Source organism: Burkholderia sp. BCC0398, assembly GCF_902833245.1.
Classification (GTDB): Bacteria; Pseudomonadota; Gammaproteobacteria; order Burkholderiales; family Burkholderiaceae; genus Burkholderia; species Burkholderia sola.
This window is the reverse complement of record NZ_CADFEM010000003.1, coordinates 303,190-318,850: the sequence shown is the minus strand read 5'-3', so window position 1 is coordinate 318,850 and position 15,661 is coordinate 303,190. Positions and strand designations below refer to the sequence as shown.

At 69.4% G+C, this 15,661-nt stretch carries 14 protein-coding genes; 11 read left to right on the top strand and 3 right to left on the bottom strand.

Annotated elements, in window-relative coordinates; genetic code table 11:
• Positions 1-152 precede the first annotated feature (152 nt).
• From cobW to HWX76_RS08130, 7 genes are all read left to right on the top strand, one after another.
• A complete protein-coding gene (gene cobW / locus HWX76_RS08160) occupies positions 153-1,241 on the top strand; it encodes a cobalamin biosynthesis protein CobW (protein WP_176015669.1) in 1,089 nt (362 codons plus the stop codon).
• A gap of 6 nt (positions 1,242-1,247) precedes the next feature.
• Positions 1,248-5,057, top strand: coding sequence for a cobaltochelatase subunit CobN (gene cobN / locus HWX76_RS08155; RefSeq protein WP_176015668.1), 3,810 nt, complete (start codon positions 1,248-1,250; stop codon positions 5,055-5,057).
• A complete protein-coding gene (locus tag HWX76_RS08150) occupies positions 5,054-6,127 on the top strand; it encodes an ATP-binding protein (protein WP_050012630.1) in 1,074 nt (357 codons plus the stop codon). Before cobN ends, HWX76_RS08150 begins: the two co-directional genes overlap by 4 nt.
• Positions 6,128-6,195: 68 nt before the next feature.
• Positions 6,196-6,804 carry a VWA domain-containing protein gene (locus HWX76_RS08145; RefSeq protein WP_050012631.1) on the top strand — a complete coding sequence of 203 codons (609 nt, stop codon included), beginning with the start codon at positions 6,196-6,198 and terminating at the stop codon, positions 6,802-6,804.
• 61 nt (positions 6,805-6,865) lie between these two features.
• Positions 6,866-7,318: a YaiI/YqxD family protein gene (locus HWX76_RS08140; RefSeq protein ID WP_050012632.1), complete on the top strand. Its 453-nt coding sequence runs from the start codon at positions 6,866-6,868 to the stop codon at positions 7,316-7,318.
• 96 nt (positions 7,319-7,414) lie between these two features.
• Entirely contained in the window at positions 7,415-7,987 is a 573-nt protein-coding gene (locus HWX76_RS08135) for a DUF1993 domain-containing protein (protein WP_176015667.1), read from the top strand.
• Between the two features lie 28 nt (positions 7,988-8,015).
• On the top strand, positions 8,016-8,342 hold the full coding sequence (locus HWX76_RS08130) for a low molecular weight protein tyrosine phosphatase family protein (protein ID WP_050012634.1): 327 nt from the start codon (positions 8,016-8,018) through the stop codon (positions 8,340-8,342).
• Between the two features lie 56 nt (positions 8,343-8,398).
• On the opposite strand, the gene HWX76_RS08125 is transcribed toward HWX76_RS08130, so the two are convergent.
• Together HWX76_RS08125 and HWX76_RS08120 are read right to left on the bottom strand one after the other, a co-directional pair.
• A complete protein-coding gene (locus HWX76_RS08125) occupies positions 8,399-8,803 on the bottom strand; it encodes an NUDIX hydrolase (protein ID WP_050012635.1) in 405 nt (134 codons plus the stop codon).
• A 157-nt stretch (positions 8,804-8,960) separates the two neighbouring features.
• Positions 8,961-9,221 carry a hypothetical protein gene (locus HWX76_RS08120; RefSeq protein ID WP_050012636.1) on the bottom strand — a complete coding sequence of 87 codons (261 nt, stop codon included), beginning with the start codon at positions 9,219-9,221 and terminating at the stop codon, positions 8,961-8,963.
• 277 nt (positions 9,222-9,498) lie between these two features.
• Here HWX76_RS08120 and HWX76_RS08115 point away from each other — a divergent pair, with 277 nt between their 5' ends.
• From HWX76_RS08115 to HWX76_RS08100, 4 genes are all read left to right on the top strand, one after another.
• Positions 9,499-10,662, top strand: coding sequence for a CoA transferase (locus HWX76_RS08115; RefSeq protein WP_176015666.1), 1,164 nt, complete (start codon positions 9,499-9,501; stop codon positions 10,660-10,662).
• Between the two features lie 132 nt (positions 10,663-10,794).
• The gene (locus tag HWX76_RS08110; RefSeq protein ID WP_050012638.1) at positions 10,795-12,096 is read left to right on the top strand and encodes a citrate:proton symporter; all 1,302 of its coding nucleotides are present in this window, start codon (positions 10,795-10,797) and stop codon (positions 12,094-12,096) included.
• Between the two features lie 37 nt (positions 12,097-12,133).
• Positions 12,134-13,300 (top strand): acyl-CoA dehydrogenase family protein, encoded by a 1,167-nt coding sequence (locus HWX76_RS08105; RefSeq protein WP_050012639.1) that lies wholly within the window; start codon positions 12,134-12,136, stop codon positions 13,298-13,300.
• 60 nt (positions 13,301-13,360) lie between these two features.
• The gene (locus HWX76_RS08100) at positions 13,361-14,104 is read left to right on the top strand and encodes an IclR family transcriptional regulator (protein WP_124630386.1); all 744 of its coding nucleotides are present in this window, start codon (positions 13,361-13,363) and stop codon (positions 14,102-14,104) included.
• A gap of 102 nt (positions 14,105-14,206) precedes the next feature.
• Here the strand turns inward: HWX76_RS08100 and HWX76_RS08095 are convergent, their stop codons facing one another.
• Positions 14,207-15,562, bottom strand: a complete 1,356-nt coding sequence (locus tag HWX76_RS08095) for a chitinase (RefSeq protein ID WP_050012641.1) — start codon at positions 15,560-15,562, stop codon at positions 14,207-14,209.
• Positions 15,563-15,661: the final 99 nt, after the last annotated feature.

Below are 15,661 nucleotides of genomic sequence, written 5' to 3'. Positions count from 1 at the left end.
AGGAAGCACCATGTCCGATTCGTTGTTCCGCCCGCCGTGCGACTGTCCGCGCGGATCACGCGGCGAGCTTCCCGCGCACCGCCCGCTGAATGGCCGCGCCGCCCCCGACGCGACGATCCCGTCCTGATTCCCTCTTCGACACCGGACCTACCATGACCCTACGCAAGCTGCCCGTCACGATCGTCACGGGCTTTCTCGGCAGCGGCAAGACGACGCTGATGCGCCATATCCTGCAGCACGCCGAAGGCTGCCGCATCGCGGTGATCGTCAACGAATTCGGCGAGCTCGGCATCGACGGCGAAATCCTCAAGGGCTGCGGCATCGGCTGCGACGATGCCGACGGCGCGCAGAGCGAAGCGTCGGGCCAGCTGTACGAACTCGCGAACGGCTGCCTGTGCTGCACCGTGCAGGAAGAGTTCTATCCGGTGATGGAAGCACTCGTCGAGCGCCGCGCGGACATCGACCACGTGCTGATCGAGACGTCGGGCCTCGCGCTGCCGAAGCCGCTCGTGCAGGCGTTCAACTGGCCGACGATCCGCAACAGCTTCACGGTCGACGCGGTTGTGACCGTCGTCGACGGGCCGGCCGCCGCGAGTGGCCAGTTCGCGGAAAACCCGCAGGCCGTCGACGCGCAGCGCCGCGCCGATCCGAACCTCGACCACGAATCGCCGCTGCACGAACTGTTCGCCGATCAACTGTCGTCAGCCGATCTCGTGATCGTGAACAAGGCCGACCTCGTCGGCGACGCCGAGTTCGCGCAGATCGAAACCGCGATCCGCGAAGAAATCCCGCCGCAGGTGAAGATCGTGCGTGCGACGCGCGGCGAGCTCGATCTCGCGATGCTGCTCGGCCTCGAATCGGCGTCGGAGGACACGATCCATCTGCGGCACGACCATCACGGCTCGGCCGACGACGGCGATCACGATCATCATCACGACGATTTCGATTCGGTGGTGGTGTCGGGCGACGCCGGCACGCGCGAAGCGACGATCGCCGCATTGCAGCGGGTGGTCGAAGCGCACACGATCTATCGCGCGAAAGGTTTCGCCGCGCTGCCCGGCGCGCCGATGCGGCTCGTGATCCAGGGCGTCGGCCGCCGCTTCGACAGCTATTTCGACCGCCGCTGGCAGGACGGCGAAACGCGCGCGAGCCGCTTCGTGCTGATCGGCGAGGATCTCGACGCGGCCGCGCTGCAACGCGCGTTCGACGCCGCATGCGCGGCCGAGCCGCAACAGGCGTAACGCACGATGCATCTGTTGCGCACCACGCCGGGCGGCTTCGTCGACGATACGCAGGGCGTCGTCAGGATCGACCAGCAGCCGGCCGACATCGTGATCCTGAGTTCGGCCGACACGACGCTGTCGCTGCTCGCGAGCGTCGTGCCGCACTTGCCGGCCGGGTTCCCGAGCGTGCGGCTCGCGAACGTCACGTTCCTGCGGCAGCCTGCGTCGGTCGATTTCTATGTCGACGACGTGCTGCGTCACGCGAAGACGGTCGTGATCGATCATCTCGGCGGCGAAGCGTACTGGCCGTACGGGATCGAGCAGGCCGTGTCGCTCGCGTCGAAGCGCGGGCAGCAGCTCGCGATGTTCTCGGGCGACCTGCAGGAGGACCCGAACCTCGTCGCGAAGAGCACGGTCGAGGCCGAGCTGTGCCGGCTGTGGTGGCGCTATCTGCGCGAAGGCGGCGTGCACAACGCCGACGCGCTGCTGCGCAGTATCGCGTTTCACACGCTCGGGTTCGGCGACGAGCCCGAACCGCCGCGCCCGCTGCCGGCCGCCGCGCTGTATCACCCGGCGCGCGACCGCGCGAGCGTCGACGACTGGCGGCCGCGCTGGACGCCGGGCGCGCCGGTCGTCGCGATCCTGTTCTATCGCGCGCACTGGCAGGCCGCGAACACGGCCGTGTTCGACGCGCTGGCCGATGCGTTGATCGACGAAGGATTGAATCCGCTGCCGATCGCGGTGACGTCGCTGAAGGACGCGGTGAGCCGCGAGGTCATCACGCAGCTGTGCGACACGCATGGCGTCGCGCTCGTGCTCAACACCACCGCGTTCGCGGCCGGCGCGATCGACAGCGCCGAGCCCGACGTGCTGGCCGGCGACGCGCCGGTGCTGCAGGTGATTCTGTCCGGCGGCAATCGCGACGCGTGGGTGGCCGACAACCAGGGGCTGCACGCCCGCGACATCGCGATGCATGTCGCGCTGCCCGAAGTCGATGGGCGCATCGTCACGCGCGCGGTGAGCTTCAAGGGGCTCGCGTATCGTTGCCCGCACACTGAAGTCGACGTCGTGCGCTACCAGCCGGATGCGGAGCGGATCGCGTTCGTCGCGGCGCTTGCGCGCGGCTGGTGCCGGCTGCGCACGCTGGATGACGCCGACAAGCGCATCGCGCTGATTCTCGCGAACTATCCGCAAAGCGAAGGGCGGATCGGCAACGGCGTCGGGCTCGACACGCCGGCATCGGCGCTGCGCGTGCTCGCGGCGCTGCGCGATGCGGGCTACACGGTGGCCGATCTGCCGTCTGACGGTGATGCGCTGATCGCGCAACTCACCGAAGGCGTGACCAACGATCCCGCCGTGCGCACGCTGCGTCCCGCGTTTCAGAGTTACGCGCTGGCCGACTACGTTGCGCGCTTCGCGCGACTGCCGGCGGCCGTGCGCGACGCGCTGAACGAACGCTGGGGGCCGCCCGAAGCGGACCCGACGCTGCGGCAGCAGCGCTTCACGATCGCCGGCTGGCGCGCGGGCAACGTGTTCGTCGGCATCCAGCCGTCGCGCTCGCGCGACGACAACGACTACGCGAGCTACCACGATGCGGATCTCGTGCCGCCGCACGCGTATCTCGCGTTCTATTTCTGGCTGCGCGATGCGTATCGCGTCGACGCGGTCATCCATCTCGGCAAGCACGGCAACCTCGAATGGCTGCCGGGCAAGAGCGTCGCGCTGTCCGACGCATGCTGGCCCGACCTGACGCTCGGGCCGCTGCCGCATCTGTATCCGTTCATCGTCAACGATCCGGGCGAGGGCAGCCAGGCGAAGCGCCGCGCGCAGGCGGTGATCGTCGATCACCTGATGCCGCCGCTCACGCGCGCGGAAAACTACGGCCCGCTGCAGGATCTCGAACGGCAGGTCGACGAATACTATGAAGCGCTGATGGTCGATGCGCGGCGCGCGAAGCTGTTGCGCAAGACGATCCTCGCGACGATCGCCGAGCATCGTCTGCATGACGAACTGAGCGTGTCGCCGCCGCGCGATGCGGGCGACGAGGACGCGCTGCTCACGCGCGTCGATGCATGGCTGTGCGAATTGAAGGAAGCGCAGATCCGCGACGGGCTGCACGTGTTCGGCGCGTCGCCGGTCGAGCGCCAGCGGCGCGACACGCTGCTTGCATTGGCACGTTTTCCGGTCGGCGACGGCAAGGACGAACGGGCTGGCCTGATCGGCGCGCTCGCGCGCGATCTGGGGCTCGGCAACGATTTCGACCCGCTTTCGGCCGACTGGGCCGCACCGTGGACCGGGCCGCGGCCGGCCGTGCTGCAAACGCTCGACGCGTCGCCGTGGCGGCATGCGGGCGATACGCGCGAGCGGCTCGAACGGCTGGCGCAGCATTGGCTCAACGTCGTGTGCGGAACCGCTTCGGAGGATTCCGGCCTCGACATTCCGCCGCCCGGCGAATGGCCGCATACGCTCGCGGTGCTCGAACGCGTGCGTTCGACGCTGTTGCCTGCGCTCGACGCGTGCGGCGGCGAGGAAATGCGGCAGTTGCTGCGCGGGCTCGACGGCCGCTTCGTGCCGCCGGGGCCGAGCGGTTCGCCGTCGCGCGGCCGTCCCGACGTGCTGCCCACGGGCCGCAATTTCTACTCGGTCGACACGCGCGCGGTGCCGACGCAGGCCGCGTGGTCGCTCGGGCTGAAATCCGCGCAGCAACTGATCGAACGCCATCTGCAGGATCACGGCGACTATCCGCGCGCGATCGGGCTGTCGGTCTGGGGAACGGCCACGATGCGCACCGGCGGCGACGACATCGCGCAGGCGTTCGCGCTGCTCGGCGTGCGGCCGAAATGGGCGCACGGCAGCCACCGCGTGACCGACTTCGAGATTTTGCCGATCGAGATATTCGACCGGCCGCGCATCGACGTGACGCTGCGCGTGTCCGGTTTCTTCCGCGATGCGTTCCCGAACCTGATGCATCTGTTCGACGCGGCCGTGCAGGCGGTTGCCGCGCTCGACGAGCCCGAGGAACTGAACCCGATCCGCGCGCGCATCGAGCGCGAACGCGAGAAGTGGGTCGCGCAGGGCATGGCGCCCGACGAAGCGCGCCGCCGCGCCGGCTGGCGCGTGTTCGGCGCGCGGCCGGGCAGCTACGGCGCGGGCCTGCAGGACCTGATCGACCAGCGGCGCTGGCAGACCGACGCCGATCTCGCGGATGCCTACCGTCGATGGGGCGGCCATGCATACGCGCAGAACAGTGCGGGCGACGCCGCGCCCGACGTGTTCGGCGAGCGGCTCGCGACGATCGACGTCGTCGTGCAGAACCAGGACAGCCGCGAGCACGACATTCTCGATTCGAACGACTACTACCAGTTCCAGGGTGGAATGACGGCGGCGGTGCGGCACCTGTCCGGGCAGCAGCCGAGTATCTATCACGGCGACCATGCGAACCCGGTCGCGCCGAAGATGCGCACGCTGCGCGAGGAAATCGCGCGCGTGATCCGCTCGCGCGTCGTCAACCCGAAATGGCTCGACGGCGTGAAGCGTCACGGCTACAAGGGTGCGGCCGAACTCGCCGCGACCGTCGATTACCTGTATGGCTACGACGCGACCGCGCGCGTGCTGTCCGATCACCAGTACGCGCTCGTCGCCGACGCGTACCTGTTCGACGACGCCACCCGCGCGTTTCTCGAACGGCACAACCCGAACGCGCTGCACGGCATCTGCGAGCGCTTCGTCGAAGCGATGCAGCGCGGGCTGTGGCAGCAGCCGGGCCCTTATCGCGAGCGGATCGAGGCGATCTGGCTCGCCAGCGAACAACGTCAGGAAGGAGGACGGCGATGACCGATCCGACGACGCACCGCGCCCGCGCGGTTTTTCCGTTTGCGGCGCTCGTCGCGCAGGACGCGTTGCAGCAGGCGCTGCTGCTCGCCGCGATCGACCCGTCGCTCGGCGGCGTGCTCGTCAGCGGCCCGCGCGGCACCGCGAAATCGACCGCGGCGCGCGGCCTCGCGGAGCTGCTGCCGGAAGGGCAGTTCGTCACGCTGCCGCTGTCGGCAAGCGACGAGCAGGTGACGGGCACGCTCGATCTCGCGCACGCGCTGGCCGAAAACGGCGTGCGTTTCCGGCCGGGCCTGCTGGCGCGCGCGCATCGGGGCGTGTTGTATGTCGACGAAGTGAACCTGCTCGCCGACGGGCTCGTCGATACGCTGCTCGACGTCGCCGCGAGCGGCGTGAACATCGTCGAGCGCGATGGCGTGTCGCATGCGCACGACGCGCGCTTCGTGCTCGTCGGCACGATGAATCCCGAGGAAGGCGAGTTGCGTCCGCAACTGCTCGACCGCTTCGGGCTGATGGTCGAGCTGGAGAACTGCTTCGACGCCGCCCAGCGCGAGCGGATCGTGAAGGCGCGTCTCGCGTTCGATCTCGATCCGGATGCGTTTCGCGCGCGTCACGCGGCGGCCCAGCGGGCACTCGCGGACCGGATTGATGCGGCGCGTGCGCGGCTGGCGACGCTGGATTTCGATGATGCGGTCCATGCGCGCGTCAGCGCGCTGTGCATCGACGCGGCCGTCGACGGGTTGCGCGCCGATCTCGTGATGCTGCGCGCCGCGCGTGCGCTGGCCGCGCTGGAGCAGGCCGACGCGGTGACGGTGTCGCATGTGGCGCGCGTGGCCGAAGCCGTGCTGCGGCATCGGCGCCATGCGGGGCCGCCGCCGTCGCAGCAAGGTGGTGAGCACGACGATCGTTTGCGCTCGGATACACCACGGCAGCCCGACAAGCGACACGGCGGCACCGACGACACAGAGGCCGACGCGTCCGCATCGCAGGGCGACTGGGGCTACCTGCCGCCCGAACCGACCGGGCTGCGCGACGTGAAAAGCGTGGTGCCGCTGCCGCTAAAAAAACGCTGAGCCATCGAGCCGGCGCCGCCGCGAACGCGATTCGCGGTCCTCGATGGCAGACAGGCGCCGCCGCGCGCGTGCCGGGCACGGCGCGCGCCGGCACGGCCGTCGCGTGGCCGGCGACGCTCGCCGCGAAACGCGGCGGCCCGCTGCATCGCGATCATCTGCGCTACGGGAAACGCGCGGGCACGCCGCACGCGCTACATTGCTTCGTGCTCGACTGTTCGGCGTCGATGTTGTCGCATGAGCGGCTCGCGCTCGCGAAGGGGCTGATCGTCGCGTATTTCGATCAGGCTGCGCGCGCACGCGTCGAAACCGCGTTGATCTGCTTCGGCGGCAACGGCGCCGCGCGGCGCTTCGGCCCGGCCGTACCGCGCTGGTGGAACGCGCGCTGGCTCGAGCCGGTCGACGGCGGCGGCGGCACGCCGCTCGCGGACGGTATCGCGACCGCCGCGCAGTTGCTTGCCCGCGCCGCTCGCCGCGAGCCCGGCAAGCAGCGCTGGCTGTGGGTGCTGTCCGACGGCCGCACGCGCGAGATGCCGGCCAGACCCGCGGCGGCCGATCACGTCGTGTTCGTCGACTTCGACGATGCGGCCGTGCGAATCGGGCAGGGCGCGCGGCTCGCCGCGGCGTGGGGCGCGCGATGGATGACGGTCGACGCGCTTCGCACGGATCTCGCCGGCTGATGGCCGGTCGGCGGTGCGCTATGATCGGCGTTTGCGCTTCTGCCCACTGGACACTCCCGCCATGCAAGTACTGGTCGATGCCGACGCATGTCCCGCCGTCATCAAGGACATGCTGTTTCGCGCCGCGCGTCGCGCCGAAATCCACGTGACGCTGGTCGCGAACCAGTTTCTGCGTACGCCGCCGTCGCCGTTCATCAAGGCCGTGCAGGTGCCAGCCGGCTTCGACGTGGCCGACGCGCGCATCGTCGAGCTGGCGGAACCCGGCGACCTCGTGATCACCGCCGACATCCCGCTGGCCGCCGCCGTCCTCGACAAGGGCGCGCACGCGCTCGACCCGCGCGGCAACTGGTTCAGCCGCGAGAACATCGAGGAGCGCCTGTCGACGCGCGCGATGATGGACCAGTTGCGCAGCGCGGGCATCGACACCGGCGGGCCGGCGCCGTTCAGCGCGCGCGACGGCAAGACGTTCGCGTCGCAGTTCGACCGGTTCCTCGCGCGGCACGGCAAGCCGTAACGGCATGCGTTTGCGCCCGTCTGCGCCCGGCCGGGATGCAGGTTCGCGCCGACGCTGCTATCGTGTGGCGCGAACCCTCAGCACAGGAGCGCATGCGTGTCACCGACCCAACTTCTCGTTCCGACCTACACCCAGATGCTGCGCGCCCAGTCAGCGTGGCTCGACAAGGCCGTCGCCCACCGGCAGGCCGCCGGTGACGAACCCGACGCGGCGATGACGCTGAGGCTCGCGCCCGACATGTATCCGCTCGCCGCGCAGGTGCGCTTCTCGTGTTTCCAGGCGATGGAGCCGGTGCACCGGCTGCGCGGCGAACCGCTGCCGGCGGCATTGCTCGCGTTGCGCGAGGCGGGCTGGAATGCCGATGCGCAACCTGGCTCGCCGGCCGATGCGCAGGCGCTCATCTCCGGCACGCTCGCCTTTCTCGGCGAACTCGCACCGGATGCGCTCGATGGCGGCGCAGCGCTGCCGATCTCGCTCGAGATGCCGAACGGGATCGCGTTCGACATGACCGGCGAACAGTACGCGCGCGACTGGGCGCTGCCGCAGTTCTACTTTCACGCGATCGCCGCGTACGCGATCCTGCGCCATCACGGCGTCGAACTCGGCAAGGCCGATTACGTGCCGCACATGCTCGCCTACGTGCGGCCGGGCACGATTCCGCAGGGTTGAGCCGGCCTCCGGGCGGCCGCGAAGCGACATGGCACGTGCTCTGTTCCTCTGCAGCCGCAACCGGCTGCGCAGCCCGACGGCCGAAGCGGTGTTCGCCGCGTGGCCGGGCGTCGAAACCGACTCCGCGGGCCTCGCGCCCGACGCGGACGTGCGGCTGTCCGCCGAGCAGCTCGATTGGGCGGACATCGTGTTCGTGATGGAGCGCGCGCACAAAGCGCGACTGTCGGCGCAATTCGGTGCGCATCTGAAGCACCGGAAGATCGTCTGCCTCGATATCCCCGACCGCTACGCGTTCATGCAGCCCGAACTCGTCGCGCTGCTCGAACGCAAGGCTGGCCCATTCCTGCGCGCGTAATCGCCGCGAGCCGTGCCCAAGCCTGAGCCGGCATCGACCTTAGCGAAGCGGTTCGCTCACGAATGCAGAAAACAGTCGAGCCGCAGCAGCTCGATGATCTTGCGTGTCGGCACGCTCGCTCGCAGCGTGTCGAGCCGGTCGACCGCGAACCACTTGCAGTGGGCGATCTCGTTGCTCGCGCGCGGCATCAGGTGCGCCGGCACGTCGGCCACGAACACGTGATGCAACTTCGTCAGCCCGCCGAACTGCACCGCGTAGTCGAGCGCGAGTCCCTCGAGCCGGGTTTCCTCCGCGAGTTCCCGCCGCGCGGCTTCGAGCGGCGTCTCGCCGCGCCGGATCGTGCCGCCCGGCAGCGACCAGCGCGCCGTGGTGCGCGCGACCAGCAGCACGCTGCTGCGCTGGCGGCACACGATCGTGGCGCGTTCCTTGATGACGGCGAGGGTATCCGGCCCGGTGCTCATGTTCTGGCAAGACAGGTGCTGAATCGTGGAGAGAAGTGCACGCCGGCGGCCGTCGTCCGACAGCAGGCGGCGACGGCATGCAAGCCGCCGCGCCGATGTTACCGGCCGTTCGTGACAGTTCCGTGCACCGCGGTCGCACGGCGGAATGGACGAAAGCTCACGCGTGCGTGTAGATCCCGCTGCGCGTCGGCTTCGTGTGGCGCGAATGGCGGCGCTTGTGAACCGCACGCCGGTGATGGGGCGACGGCGCGGTCACGTGCCGACGTGCGGGCGCGGGCCGGGCCGCCGGCGCGGCGGCATGCGGCGCGGCGCCCGGCATCCCGGTTTGCCCTTCGCCGAAATGGAAAGTCTGGTTCTGCGCATGCGCGACGCCCAGCGTCGACGCCAGCACGAGGGCCGCCAGCCACAATCGTTTCATGGAGATTCCGTCTCGTGTCGTTCGGGATGAACGTGATCCGTCAGCTTAGCGAACGGCGGGGCGTCACCGCAACCGGCCTGCGTTCGGCGTCGTTCCCGCTTGCGCGCGACGACGCGATCCGCGCGGCAGCCGGGTCCCTCCGGGCTTGACAACATAATTCTCCGGTGTGAATATAAATTCACGTACAAGAATTATTCGTCGAATCCGGAGAAGCCGCGCGCAAGCGCCCGGCCACCGGAACCGGCAGTCCGATCGACCGGAACCAGGAGCGAGACGCATGGCGGAACACGAGCAGCAGGGCGCGCTGGCGGGATTGCGCATCATCGATCTGTCGCGGGTGCTGGGCGGCCCGTACGCGACCCAGATCCTCGCCGACCACGGCGCGGAGGTGATCAAGGTCGAGCCGCCGTCCGGCGACGAGACGCGCACGTGGGGCCCGCCGTTCGACGGCGACACCGCGTCGTATTTCCTCGGCGTGAACCGCAACAAGCTCGGCATCGCGCTCGACCTGACGCAGCCGGCCGATCGCGAGCGGCTGCTCGGGCTGCTCGAACGCGCGGACGCGCTGGTCGAGAATTTCAAGATCGGCACGATGGAGCGCTGGGGGCTCGGGTTCGACGCGCTGCAGGCGCGGTTTCCGCGCCTCGTGTATTGCCGCGTGTCGGGTTTCGGCGCGGACGGCCCGCTCGGCGGGCTGCCGGGCTACGACGCGGCCGTGCAGGCGCTGGCCGGGCTGATGAGCGTCAACGGCGAAGCCGGCGGTGCCCCGCTGCGCGTCGGCGTGCCGATCGTCGATCTCGTCACGGGGCTGAACGCGGCGCTCGGCGTGCTGATGGCGCTGCGCGAGCGCGATGCGAGCGGGCGCGGCCAGTTCGTCGAATCGACGCTGTTCGACTGCGCGCTGTCGATCCTCCATCCGCATACGCCGAACTTCTTTCATTCGGGCAACGCGCCCGTGCGCACCGGCAACGCGCATCCGAACATCACGCCGTACGACAGCTTTCCGACGGCGGGCGCCGACATCTTCCTGGCGGTCGGCAACAACGGGCAGTTCGCCGCGCTGTGCGACGTGCTCGGCACGCGCGACTGGCTCGACGATCCGCGTTTCGCGGACAACCGCGCGCGCAGCCAGCACCGCGCCGCGCTGCGCACGCTGCTCGAAACGGCGCTGGCCGCGCACGACGGCGCGACGCTCGCCGAGCACCTGATGCGCCGCGGCGTGCCGTGCGCGCCCGTGCTCGGGCTCGACGCGGCGCTCGACCATCCGCATGTCGCGCACCGGAAGATGAAGGTCGAGCTGGGCCGGCACCGCGGCATCGCGTCGCCGATCAAGCTCGGCCGCACGCCGGCCACGTACCGGCGGCCGCCGCCCGCGCTGAACGAACATGCGGCGCAGGTGTTCGAGGACGACAACGGCAACGACGACCACCGCCGCACCTGACCGGCATCGCGGCGTCGGCCGTGCCGCACAGCGGCGCACGGCCGCGCGCCGCGCACACCCACATTCGGACATCACGTCGGCCCGCGCATCGACACGCCCGTCGATGCGCGCCGGCTGAAGAGGAGACGCATCATGCTCGCATGGATCGGCGCGGTCGCCATCGTCGCGCTGTTCGGCCTGATCATCACGAAGCGGCTGTCGCCGCTCGTCGCGCTGATCGTCGTGCCGGTGGCCGCGTCGCTCGCGGCCGGTTTCGGACTGCAGACCGGCAAGTTCGTCGTGCACGGCGTACAGAACATCGGCCCGATCGCCGGGATGTTCGTTTTTGCGATTCTATTTTTCGGAATCCTCACCGATGCGGGGATGCTCGACCCGATCATCGCGGGCGTGCTGCGCGTGATCGGCTGCCATCCGCCGCGCATCGTGATGGGCTCGGCGCTGCTCGCGCTGCTGATCCATCTCGACGGCTCGGGCGCGGTCACGTTTCTCGTCACGCTGCCCGCGATGATGCCGCTCTATACGCGGCTCGGGATGGATCGCCGTATCCTCGCGTGCGTCGCGTCGATGGCGGCCGGCGTCAACTTCCTGCCGTGGGTCGGCCCGATGCTGCGCGCATCGGCCGCGCTGCACATTCCCGGTTCGACGATCTTCACGCCGATGATCCCGGTGCAGATCGTCGGGCTCGTGTTCGTGTTCGGCACCGCGTACGTGCTCGGCGTGCGCGAGGCGAAACGGCTCGGGCTCGACCGCGCCGGCGCGGCCGCGCTCGCGATCGCGCCGCGCGAGCTGACCGACGCCGAACGCGCGTTGCGCCGCCCGGGACGCTTCGGGATCAACGTCGCGCTCACGCTCGTCGTGCTCGGCACGCTGGTGTCGGGCATCGTCGACCCGATGGTGATGTTCATGCTCGGCACGGTCGCCGCGCTGGTGATCAACTATCCGGACGTCCAGGCACAGCGCGAGCGGATCGACGCGCATGCGAAGGCCGCACTGATGATGGCGAGCGTGCTGCTCGCGGCCGGCGCGTTCACCGGCATCATGTCCGGCACAGGGATGCTGAAGGCGATGGCCGAGGTCGTCGTCGCGCACGTGCCCGTCGAGCATGCGCGCCACATGCCGTTCGTGCTCGGGCTGCTGTCGATGCCGCTCAGCCTGCTGTTCGATCCCGACTCGTTCTACTTCGGTGTGCTGCCGGTGCTCGCGGAGAGCGGCAAGCTGCTCGGCGTGCCGCCGATCCAGATGGCGCAGGCCGCATTGCTCGGCCAGATGACGACGGGCTTTCCGGTGAGCCCGCTCACGCCCGCGACGTTCCTGATCGTCGGCCTGACCGGCGTCGAGCTCGCCGAGCACCAGAAATTCACGATTCCGTTCCTGTTCGCCGCCACCGTGCTGATGGTCTTCGCCGCGGTCGCGACGGGCCTGTTTCCATTGTGAGCGGCGCGGCCGTTCACGCTTTCCGGGAGAGCAGTCCATGCAGTTCGACCTGACCGACGACCAGCGCGCGATCGAAAGCGCGATCGAGAAAATCTGCGAACGCTTCGGCGACGACTACTGGCTCGAACGCGATCGCGCCGGCGGGTTTCCCGCCGATTTCCACGCGGCGCTCGCCGACGCCGGCTGGCTCGGCATCGCGATGGACCCGGCCTACGGCGGCGCCGGGCTCGGGATGACAGAGGCGGCGCTGATGATGCGCACGATCAGCGCGTCGGGCGCGGGGCTGTCCGGCGCGTCGGCCGTCCACATGAACATCTTCGGGCTGAACCCGGTGCAGGTGTTCGGCAACGACGCGCAGAAGGCGCGCTTCCTGCCGCCGCTGATCGCCGGCCACGACAAGGCGTGTTTTGCAGTAACGGAACCCGATGCGGGGCTCGACACCACGCACCTGAGCACGCAGGCGCGCCGCGACGGCGATCACTACGTGCTGAGCGGACGCAAGATCTGGATCTCGACTGCGCAGGTCGCGAACAAGATGCTGATCATCGCGCGCACGACGCCGCTCGACCAGGTCGCGAAGCCGACCGACGGGCTGAGCCTGTTCTATACCGACCTCGACCGTTCGCATGTCGAAGTGCGCGAGATCGAGAAGATGGGCCGCAAGGCGGTCGATTCGAACATGCTGTTCATCGACAACCTGCGCGTGTCGCGCGACGACCTGATCGGCCACGAAGGCGACGGCTTCCGCTATCTGCTGCACGGGCTGAACCCCGAACGGATCCTGATCGCGGCCGAGGCGATCGGCCTCGGGCAGGCCGCGCTGCGCCGCGCGACGCAGTATGCGTGCGAGCGCGTCGTGTTCGGCCGGCCGATCGGGCAGAACCAGTCGATCCAGCATCCGCTCGCGCAGGCGTGGATGCAGCTCGAGGCCGCGTGGCTGATGGTGATGAAGGCCGCGACGCGCTACGACGCGGGCCAGTCGTGCGGCGCGGAGGCGAACGCGGCCAAATACCTCGGCGCGGAAGCCGCGTTCCACGCGTGCCAGACGGCGATCGCGACGCACGGCGGGATGGGGTACGCGAAGGAATATCACGTCGAGCGCTATCTGCGCGAGTGTATGATTCCGAGGCTCGCGCCCGTGAGTCCGCAACTGATCCTGTGCTACATCGCGGAGAAGGTGCTCGGGCTGCCGAAGTCATACTGACCGTAGCGACCCGGCGGCCCGCCCGGCGCGCGGTTTCCCGTTCCGAATCAAGCGCTCGTCATGGACGTCAAACTCGTTGCCCGCACGCTCGACCTGTTCGAGCTGTTCGCCGCCGAACGGCGGCCGCTGCCGCTCACCGAACTCGCGCGCCTGCTCAATGTGCCGGCGTCGAGTTGCCTCGCGATGGCGCGCACGCTCGTGAGCCGCGGCTATCTGTACGAAGTGCGCAAGCGCGGCGGCTACTATCCGACGCGACGCCTGCAGACGGTCGCCGCCGCGATCGACGCGACCGATCCGGTCGTCGACATCGTGCATCCGCACCTCATCGCGCTGCGCGACGCGAGCCGCGAAACGGCGGTGCTCGGCAAGATCCAGGGTGCGTCGGTCACGTATCTCGACGTCGTCGAATCGGAACAGGCGATCCGCTATACGCGTCAGCCGGGCGAGCTGCGGCCGCTGCATGCGAACTCGATCGGCAAGGCGATTTTCGCGGAACTCGCGAGCGATGCGCAGCAGGCGCTCGGCGCGCAACTGCCGTTCGAACGCTTTACCGACGCGACGGTGGCCGACCTCCCGGCGCTCGTCGCGCAGACCGCGCGGTTTCGCGAACTCGGCTGGGCCGAGAATTTCGGCGAGAGCGCGCCGGAGCTATCGGCGATCGCGGTCGCGCTGACGCTCGACGGCGACTGGTACGGGCTGTCGGTCGTCGGGCCGACCGAGCGGATCCGCCAGCATCGCGACACGCATGCGGCGCTGCTCGTCGACGCGAAGGCGCGGCTGCAGGCCGAGCACGCGCGCGGGTAGGGCAGCGGCGCGCGACGGCGCGGGCAACGGGCCGTCGCCGGCGTGCGGTCCCGCCACGCCGGAAGCGGCCCGCCGCACGTCACGCGCGGGTGTGTCGCACCGTCACGACTTCACCCACACGCCGCCCGCGCTCGGGTTGTCGCCCTGCGTCCACCATTTCGCGCAATACTTCGCGCCCTGATACGTCACGCACGTGCCGCCCTGATACGCGGTCGTCGCCGACCACGCGGGCGTGCCGCCGCTTATCGGCTTCCACACGGCCGCCTGGCCCGGCACGTCGCCCTGCGTCCACCACTGCGCCTGATACGTGGTGCCCTGGTAGGTGACCGTCGCGCCGGCCGTATAGACCTGGCCGGCCGCCCACGGTGCGCCCGGCTGCGGCGTGCCGCCGTCCGAGCCGCCGCCGTAGTTCGGATCCTGCGTGACGCCCGCGCCCCACTTGCCGTCGAGCTTCTTGAAGATCGTCGCGAATGCGTACGGCTGCTGCGCGACGCCGGAGCAGGTCGGCGACGCATACGTGCCGCCCGACGGGCACGCCTGATCGCGGCCGACCGACCAGTTGCCGAAGAAACCGTAGCCGTTCGCGACGGCCGCGTTCAGCACGGTCTGCGCATTCGCGAGCGTGAAGGTTTCGCCCTGCACGTCGTTGACGCCGATCATCGGCGTGACGCCGACCATCTGCCACAGCTGCGCGTTGGTCTTCGGCTGGCCGGCCGACTTGAACGCGGTGTCGAGCTGCGAATAGAGCGCCTGCGCGGCGCTGATCGCGGCGGCGCCCATGTCGATGTTCGCGGGGCCGTAATCCATCGCCATCACGTTGACCGCGTCGAACGTGGTCTTGTTCGCGATGGCCGCGTTGACGACGTTCACGCCGTCCTGCGTGAGCCCGGTCGGCATCGTCGGCAGCGTCAGCGTCACGTGCAGCGGCTTGCCCTTCGCCGCATAGTCGGCTTGCAACTGCGCGACCGCCTGGAAGTTGCGCGTGACCGCCGCCGTGTCCTGCTGCGACGCGCCCTCGATGTCGAAGTCGATATGCGTGAGGCCGTACGTGTCGATCACCGTCTGGTACGCGGTCTTCAGCGCGGGAACCGTCGAGCACGCCTGCATCAGCGGCGTGCCGTTCGCGCCGCCGAACGACACGGCGACTTCGCCGCCTTTCGCGCGGTAGCTCGCGATCGACGTGGACAGCGCGGTCAGCAGCCCGCCGCTCGCGCCGTTGCCGATCGGCTGCACGCCGCCCCACGACGGCACGCAGCCGTTGCCCGCGACCACGAATGCGAGCGTGAACTGCTGGATGCCCTGGCGCACGCCGATCTGATCGACCAACGGCGTTGGATAAAGCGTCACGTCGACATACGGCGCATAGACGCCGGCACCGTGCGACACGCTCGCCATCGCGAGCAGACAACCCGCGGCAAACCCACGCGGAATGAAACGCGGCAACACATTGTTGTTCATTCTGTGTTCTCCAAGTGGAAGAGGGATACGCTGGCCTGCGTATCGTCGCCGGGGGGCAACGCACGTGTCCCGCCGGCGGCGTGCCTATCTTGGAGGATT